This window comes from Dietzia sp. (assembly GCF_036741115.1).
Taxonomy (GTDB): Bacteria; Actinomycetota; Actinomycetes; order Mycobacteriales; family Mycobacteriaceae; genus Dietzia.
Genome location: NZ_DAINST010000032.1, coordinates 23,405 through 31,466, shown reverse-complemented (window position 1 = coordinate 31,466; position 8,062 = coordinate 23,405). Strand labels below are relative to the sequence as shown.

Below are 8,062 nucleotides of genomic sequence, written 5' to 3'. Positions count from 1 at the left end.
GGCACCCAGGAATACATGGCGATGGAAAAACTCGGGCAGCTGCTCGAGGATTCCACGTGGGACCTGGTGATCGTCGATACTCCGCCGTCACGCAATGCGCTCGACTTCCTCGACGCACCGGCCCGCCTGGCCGGATTCATGGATTCGCGCCTCATGCGGCTCCTCGCGGCGCCCGGTCGCGGGATGAGCAAGATCGTCGCCGGCACGATGAGCGGGGCGCTCAAGATGATCTCCCAGGTCGTCGGGTCCTCGATGCTCCGCGATGCGAGCGAGTTCGTCCAGGCGCTCGACACGACGTTCGGCGGCTTCGCCACGCGCGCCTCGCGGACGCAGGCGATCCTGCGGCGCAAGGGCACGGAGTTCGTGGTGATCGCCACAGCGGAGGCCCCCGCTCTGCGTGAGGCCGGGTTCTTCGTCGACCGGTTGTCGGAAGAGAAGATGCCGCTCGCCGGCGTGGTGATCAACAGGACGCACCCGCGGCTCGTCGATCTCGACGCCGCGGAGTGCGAGGCGGGCGCGAAGCGCGTGGCGAAGAACCACCCCGAGGCCGCCGCGGCACTGCGGATCCACGCCGATCGCGCGCTCACTGCGAGCGCGGAGGTGCGGCTCATCTCCGGGTTCACCAAGCAGCGGCCGTCGATCCCCGTGCTCGGGGTCCCGTCGCTGCCCTTCGAGGTCTCGAACCTCCGGGCTCTGCGCTCGCTGGGCGATCAGCTCGTCGGGAGGGAATAGGACAAACGCCCCGCGCTGTGCGCGGGGCGTGGTGTGCGTGGCGTAGCGCGTGGGCGGTAATCGCGACCGGCGATTCGCCCTCCGCTACTCGCCCGAGGCGCGGGCCTGGGCGCGCGCGGTGGCGCGGTCGAGCTGCTCGGCGTAGAAGTCCGCCCAGGAGGTCACGTCCGGGTGCTGCTTGAGGAGCGCGCGGCGCTGGCGCTCGGTCATCCCGCCCCAGACGCCGAACTCGACTCGGTTGTCGAGGGCATCGGCGCGGCACTGGAGGAGCACCGGGCAGTGGCGGCAGATTGCGGCGGCCTGGCGCTGGGCAGCACCCTTGACGAAAAGCTCGTCCGGGTCGATCTCGCGGCAACGCGCCTGCGCCACCCACTTCTGACGGGCTTCGCCGACGATGGATTCGGCTCCTGCGAAAGGCGTTTCGACTACCGGTGACGAGGTCGCGGACCCGGCCGCTGCGTTACTGCGCGGCGTCGCCGTGCCGGTGGAGGCGGACTTCACAGGTGCCGTCATATCAATGCCCCTAACATCGTGTCGGAGCCCGCAGAGGGGTACGCGACGCTCCTGTACCGTTGCTCGACCCGCCCTTGGTGGCGTGGCCGGACACTTCCATCGTCTACGTCGTAGCCGGCATCGTGCCTGTTGGTATCAGGAAAATAACGGACATATCAACGAAGCTCCGGCGATCTGACGCCGGACCGCTTCGCGAGTGTCCCCCGAAACCCCGAGGCACCCACCCTCTACAAACGGTGACACTTCTATTGTTACCGCAATCACATCGCGAAAGTAAATATGCCCCTCGGGTTCCATTTAGGAAGCCGTCCAGGATGCGCCCGCGATGGGCGCGTACGGGCCCGTTCTCACAGCTTCGTTAGATAGGATCCGCCCGTGCCAAAGATTCCCGCCCTGCTCAAACTACTCTTGGCCTGCATCGCTGCCGGAGTCGTTTTCGCAGGTTCGTTGTTCCCCATCGTGGGCGCGGCCGGGCTCTCCTCGAACAAGATGGCGAGTTCCCTGGCCTCCACCTCCGCGGACCTCATCAAGGGCGACATGCCCCAGATCACCACGGTCACGGACTCCCACGACAAGCCGATCGCCTGGATCTACGACCAGCAGCGGATCACGGTCCCGTCGGATCAGATCTCGGAGAACGCGAAGCTCGCGATTATCTCGATGGAGGACCGCCGCTTCCTCGAGCACCAGGGTGTCGACTGGCAGGGCACGGCGCGCGCGTTCCTCACGAACTTCACCTCGGGCGGGGTGCAGCAGGGCGCGTCGTCGATCGACCAGCAGCTCATCAAGAACTACCAATTCCTCGTCTCGGCGAAGAACGAGTCGGAGCGGCGCGCGGCCATCGAAGTCACCCCCGCCCGCAAGCTCCGTGAGATCCGCATGGCCCTCGCCCTGGACAAGGAGCTGTCCAAGGACGAGATCCTCACGAAGTACCTCAACCTCGTCTCCTTCGGCAACGGCGCGTTCGGTATCCAGGCCGCCGCGAAGACCTACTTCGGCATCGACGCCAAGGACCTCACCGTCCCACAGGCCGCGATGCTCGCCGGCATGGTGCAGTCGACGTCGATGTACAACCCGTACACCAACCCGGAAGACACCACGAACCGTCGCAACATCATCATCGACGCGATGGTGAGCACCCAGTCGATCACCGCCGCCGATGCCGAGAAGTACAAGGCCGAGCCGCTCGGCGTGCTCGACCGCCCGCAGTCCGTGCCCAACGGCTGCATCACCGCGAACTCGCGCGGCTTCTTCTGCGATTACGTCCTGCAGTACCTGCAGGCCAACGGCATCAGCCGCGAGACCATGAGCCGCGGCGGCTATACGATCAAGACCACCCTCGACGAGGAGGTGCAGGATTCGGTCCAGAATTCGCTGAACAACTTCGGCGGACCGCACCAGCCCGGCGTCGCCGAGGTCATGAGCGTCGTCGAGCCCGGCCAGGACTCGCACAAGGTGCTCGCCGTCGCCTCGTCGCGCCCATACGGCCTGGACCAGTCCAATGACGAAACGGTGCAGCCCCAGCCCTTCTCCATGGTGGGTGACGGCGCAGGTTCCATTTTCAAGATCTTCACCGTCGCGGCGGCCATGGAAAAGGGGATGGGGACGAACACGTCGCTCTCGGTCCCGGCACGCCTCAATCTCGAGGGCTTCGGCGCCGGTGGCGCCTCCGGCTGCCCGCCCGGGATGTACTGCGTCGAGAACGCCGGCAGCTACCCGTCCTCGCTGTCGGTGACCGACGCCCTCGCCCAGTCGCCGAATACGGCATTCGTCAATCTGATCTCGCAGATCGGCGTCAAACCCGCCGTGGACATGGCCGTGCGCCTCGGCCTCCGCAGCTACGCGGAGAACGGCACCGCGCCCAACGGGCAGTCTCTGCAGGACTTTGCGATCGACAACAACCAGGGCTCGTTCACGCTCGGCCCGGACGCCGTCAACGCGCTCGAGCTGTCCAACGTCGGCGCCACGCTCGCCTCGAACGGCAGGTGGTGCCCGCCGAGCCCGATCGATTCGATCACCGACTCGAGCGGCCGAGAGGTCTCGCTCAACGAGCTCCCCTGCGAGCAGGCGGTCCCTGCGGGCCTCGCGAACACGCTCGCGGTGGCAATGGGCAAGGACGACCAGCCGCGTGGCACCTCGGCGGAGGCCGCCGCGGGGGCGGGCTGGGGCTACCCGATCGCCGGCAAGACCGGTACCACGGAGACGCACCGCTCCTCGGCGTTCCTCGGGGTCACCAACCGCTACGCCGCCGCGACCTACGCGTTCAACGACGGCTCGCAGACCGCCTCGCTCTGCACGACGCCGCTGCGCCAGTGCGGCTGGGGCGACCTCTACGGCGGCGACGAGCCTGCGCGGACCTGGTATAACGCCTTCTCACCGATCGCCAACGCTCGCGGCCCGCTCGAGCCGTTCCAACCCGATCCGGCGTACCAGGCCGGAACCACGGCCGCCACGGACGCCCCGGAAGTCGTCGGACTGAGCCAGTCCGCGGCGACCTCGAGGCTCGAGCAGGCCGGGTTCAAGGTCCAGACGCGCCCGTCCAGCGGAGGGGGCGTCCCGTACGGGCAGGTGCTCTCCGTCGAGGGCAACACCTCGGTCCCGGGCAGCACGCTGACCCTCGTCATCTCCGACGGCGAGTCGGGCAGCGGCAGCTCCTCCGGCCGTGGCAACGGCGGCGGAACGAGCGGCGGGAACACCGGTGGCGGCGGCGCAGGCGGCACCGTCGGACCGGACGGCGCAGAGGTCCGGGACGTGCCCGGATACGCCCCGCTCACCATCGCCCCCAACCCCTAGCGCCGCGCCGCGAGGCTTCCGGCGAGCCCCGGCGGGCGAGTATCGTGGCCGCATGGCACGGGAACGCAGAGGCAACGCTTCGACGATCACTCCGCCGCAGGCGCTCCTGCAGGCGGGAGTCGCGGCGGCCGCGACCGGACTGGTATACGGCACGCTCTACGAGCGGAACAACTACCATGTGCGCCGAGTGGAGCTCCCGCTGCTCCCGCCCGGCACCTCGCCGGTGTCGATTCTCCACGTCTCCGATCTGCACATGCTCCCCCACCAGCGGGCGAAGATCGCGTTCCTCACCCGCCTCGGGCGCCTCGACCCCGATTTCGTGATCAACACGGGAGACAATCTCTCGAGCGACAAGGCCGTGCCCACAGTGGCGCGCGCCCTGTCCCCGCTGCTCGCCAAGCCCGGGGCCTTCGTGTTCGGCTCGAACGACTACTTCGCGCCAATCCCCAAGAACCCGCTCTCCTACCTCGGCCTCGGCAAGAAGCGGCACAGCGAGATCCCTCTCCCGTGGCGCGATCTCCGCGCCGCGTTCACCGAGCACGGCTGGGAGGATGCGACGCACCGCAAGCTCTCGTTCAGTCTCAACGGCGCGCGCATCCTCGTCGCGGGGGTCGACGACCCGCACATGGGCGCCGACGACTACTCGTCCATCGCCGGGCCCGCAGGGCCGGGCTTCGACGTGCGCATCGGGCTCACCCACTCCCCCGAGCCGCGCGTGCTCGACGCCTTCGACGCCGATGGATACGACCTCGCCCTCGCCGGGCACACCCACGGCGGGCAGGTGTGCCTGCCCACGGGAGCGATCGTCACGAACTGCGGCATCGACCGTTCGCGGGTCAAGGGCGTCTCGGCTTGGGGACGGAACCTCACACTGCACGTCTCCGCGGGGATCGGGAACTCGCCGTACGTCCCCGTGCGCACGTTCTGCCGCCCCGAGGCCTCGCTCATCGTGCTCACGCCGCAGAAGTCCCGCGGCCACAGGGCCCCGGCCTCACCGCTCCCCTCCAGCGCGCGCGAGCCCCTCTCGGTGGGCTAGAGCACGGGCCGCCTACCAGCTATTTAGGGAGTTGCCGCCTCCGTGCGCTAAGGTATGTCCTGCTGCTTTCAGCAACCGGGGTGTGGCGCAGCTTGGTAGCGCGCTTCGTTCGGGACGAAGAGGTCGTGGGTTCGAATCCCGCCACCCCGACTCCGTTGGTTGAGACGGTAGAAGAGCCCCCGCTGGCGATCCCGGCGGGGGTTCCTCGTATTTCCGCCCCGCGCAGGTTCCCTGTCCTCCGCAGCCGCATTCCCACCCGAGTTCCCGTCGAAATCCCCTGTCCCACTTTGGTTACAGTTCGGCATCGATTCCGAGTTCAGGTATCGCTCAGCGGATTTGAGGGCTTAGCTGAGAGCCATGGACACTCAAACGACCTTCCTCGCAGCGAGTTCGTACGCCCCCAACCTCGGCTGGATCGCCTGGATCATCATCGGCGGCCTCGCCGGCTGGATCGGCTCGAAGATCATGAAGACCGACGAGCAGATGGGCATCTTCCTCAACATCGTCGTCGGCGTTATCGGTGGCTTCGTCGGCGGCTGGATTCTCACGGCCTTCGGGGTCGACGTCGCCGGCGGCGGCTGGATCTTCAGCTTCATCACCTGCCTCGTCGGCGCGCTAATCCTCCTGGGCATCATCAAGCTCATCTTCGGCCGCAGGAAGTCGGACAGGTAGTGCGCCGCTAAAGGATTCACTTCGACAGCCCGGTTCCGAACCTTCTCGGGACCGGGCTCTCGCATGCCGCCACCCAGGCGCCGCACTTCGGTAGCCTCGCAGTATGAGCGACTCCGGCAAGACCACAGACCCGGCACCCGAGAAGGACGCGAAGAAACCCGAGCACGAGGGTTCCGAGGACAAGACGGTCAGCTCGCACGAGACCCGCCTCCCCGAACCGAAGCCCGAGCTCCTGCTCAAGGCACTCGACGGCCGCTGGCCCGATACCCGGGAGTCGGTGCGCGAGTCCATCAAGCCCGAGATGCTTCCGGCACTCGACATCGACCGCACGGCGTACCGCGACAAGACCCTGCGCGACGTCAAAACCCTCGCCGCCGGCGGCTTCTCCCGCGGCGCGTTCGCCGAGGCCGATGGTGGCACGGGCGAGACCGGGCCCGCGCTCACGGCGTTCGAGATGCTCGGCTACGTCGACCTGTCGACCATGGTCAAGGCCGGCGTCCAGTGGGGGCTGTGGGGCGGCGCGGTCTCCAAGCTCGGTAGCGAGGAGACCCGCGCCGAGTTCATCCCCGGCACCATCGACGTCTCGATACCAGGCTGTTTCGCCATGACGGAGATCGGCGGCGGCTCCGACGTGCAGAGTCTCGCCACCGAGGCGACGTTCGACCCCGATACGCAGGAGTTCGACGTCCACTGCCCCACCCCGGCCGCACAGAAGGCGTACATCGGTGGCGCGGGCCGCGACGCGCGCTTTGCAGCCGTGTTCGCCCAGCTAGTCACCGGCGGCCCCGGCGAGGAGAAGAGCTCGCAGGGCGTCCACTGTTTCGTGGTGCCGATCCGCGACGAGAACGGCAACGACCTGCCGGGCGTCACCACCGGCGACCACGGCCCCAAGGGCGGTCTCCCGGGCGTCGACAACGGCACCATCGTGTTCGACCACGTCCGCATCCCGAAGACGAACCTCCTCAATCGCTACGGCAATGTGGAGGAAGACGGCACCTACACCTCGCCCATCGAGTCCGCGGGTCGCCGCTTCTTCACCACCCTCGGCGCGCTCATCCGCGGCCGCGTCTCCGTGGGTGCGGCCTCCGGCGCCGCAGCGCGAGTCGCCGTCGCGCTCGGCACTCGATACGGGCTCCGTCGCCGTCAGTTCGACAACCCGTCGACCGGCGAGCCGGCGCTGCTCCTCGACTACCGGGAGCACCAGCGCCGGATCATGCCGCACGTGGCGCGCGCCTACGCCTACGCGATCGCGCAGAACGCCATCCTCTCCGAGCTCCACGACTTCGAGTCGACGCCCGACATCTTCGACGAGATCCAGCGCCGTCAGCTCGAGACCCACGCGGCCGGCATCAAGGCGACCGTCTCCGGCTGGGCCAACGAGGCGGTCTCGGAGATGCGCCTCGCCTGCGGCGGCGCCGGGTACATGGCGGAGAACCGGCTCACCGGAATCCGCGCGGACCTCGACGTGTTCTCCACCTTCGAGGGCGACAACGTCGTGCTCACGCAGCTCGTCGCGAAGGAGCAGCTCACCGCCTACGGCCACGAGTTCTCCGATCTCGACCCGGTCGAGCTCGTCGGCAAGGTCATCAGCAGCGCCGGCGACATGGTCCAGGAGCGGGTCCGCGCCTCGACCCTGTGGCAGCGGCTCATCGACTCGGTCACCGACCGCGAGAACACCGACCTCCTCGAGCGCGGCCACCAGATCCGGCTGCTCACCGACCGCGAGGAGCACCTCCTCGAGACCGCGGCGCAGCGACTGCGCAAGGCGAACTCCGACGACAAGGTCTCGGCGTTCGACACCTTCAACCGCGCGCAGGACCACATCCTCGAGGTCGGCCGCGCGCACATGGATCTCTTCGTCTTCGACCGTTTCGTCGAGGTCATCGACGAGATCAAGGAGGAGGATCCCGACACCGCCGAGATCCTCGACGCGCTGTGCGACCTGTACTTCCTCGACATCGTCGACAAGAACAAGGCGTGGTTCCTCGAGCACAACCGGCTCACCACCGAGCGCACCAAGGCGGCCACGGCCTCCTATAACCGCCTGTGCCGCTCGCTCTCGCACTACGCCGGCACGCTCGTCGACGCGTTCGGGATCCCCGAGATCATCCTCGACGTCCCGATGCTCCGCGAGGCCGGAGTCGACCCGCTCGCCGGGGAGGCCGACACTGCCGGCTTCAAGCCGACGTTCTCCTAGCCGAGCCGGACGGCCCGACATCCGTACTCCGCGAACCCTGGAGGGAACTGCCGCCGAAAGCGCGGCCGGAGCTGCGCCGGGAACGGTCACCGGACCGGCGGCCGGTGCCGTCACCGAGG

6 protein-coding genes and 1 tRNA gene are annotated in these 8,062 nt (G+C 68.1%); 6 read left to right on the top strand and 1 reads right to left on the bottom strand.

From position 1 onward, the window contains the following. Positions 1-732 (top strand): ArsA family ATPase (locus V7E05_RS06895; RefSeq protein WP_333618932.1); only part of this gene is annotated, 732 nt, incomplete at its 5' end. Between the two features lie 84 nt (positions 733-816). Here the strand turns inward: V7E05_RS06895 and V7E05_RS06890 are convergent. Then, positions 817-1,245 (bottom strand): WhiB family transcriptional regulator, encoded by a 429-nt coding sequence (locus tag V7E05_RS06890; protein WP_333618931.1) that lies wholly within the window; start codon positions 1,243-1,245, stop codon positions 817-819. Positions 1,246-1,620: 375 nt separating this feature from the next. Between V7E05_RS06890 and V7E05_RS06885 the strand changes: the two genes are divergently transcribed. The 5 genes from V7E05_RS06885 to V7E05_RS06865 all read left to right on the top strand — a co-directional run bounded on the left by V7E05_RS06885 (position 1,621) and on the right by V7E05_RS06865 (position 7,943). Further along, a complete protein-coding gene (locus tag V7E05_RS06885) occupies positions 1,621-4,038 on the top strand; it encodes a penicillin-binding protein (protein WP_333618930.1) in 2,418 nt (805 codons plus the stop codon). 52 nt (positions 4,039-4,090) lie between these two features. Further along, a complete protein-coding gene (locus tag V7E05_RS06880) occupies positions 4,091-5,074 on the top strand; it encodes a metallophosphoesterase (protein WP_333618929.1) in 984 nt (327 codons plus the stop codon). A 76-nt stretch (positions 5,075-5,150) separates the two neighbouring features. Next, positions 5,151-5,224 (top strand) — tRNA-Pro (locus V7E05_RS06875). 207 nt (positions 5,225-5,431) lie between these two features. After that, on the top strand, positions 5,432-5,746 hold the full coding sequence (locus tag V7E05_RS06870) for a GlsB/YeaQ/YmgE family stress response membrane protein (protein WP_333618928.1): 315 nt from the start codon (positions 5,432-5,434) through the stop codon (positions 5,744-5,746). Between the two features lie 103 nt (positions 5,747-5,849). Next, the gene (locus tag V7E05_RS06865; RefSeq protein WP_333618927.1) at positions 5,850-7,943 is read left to right on the top strand and encodes an acyl-CoA dehydrogenase family protein; all 2,094 of its coding nucleotides are present in this window, start codon (positions 5,850-5,852) and stop codon (positions 7,941-7,943) included. The last annotated feature ends 119 nt before the right edge of the window (positions 7,944-8,062 follow it).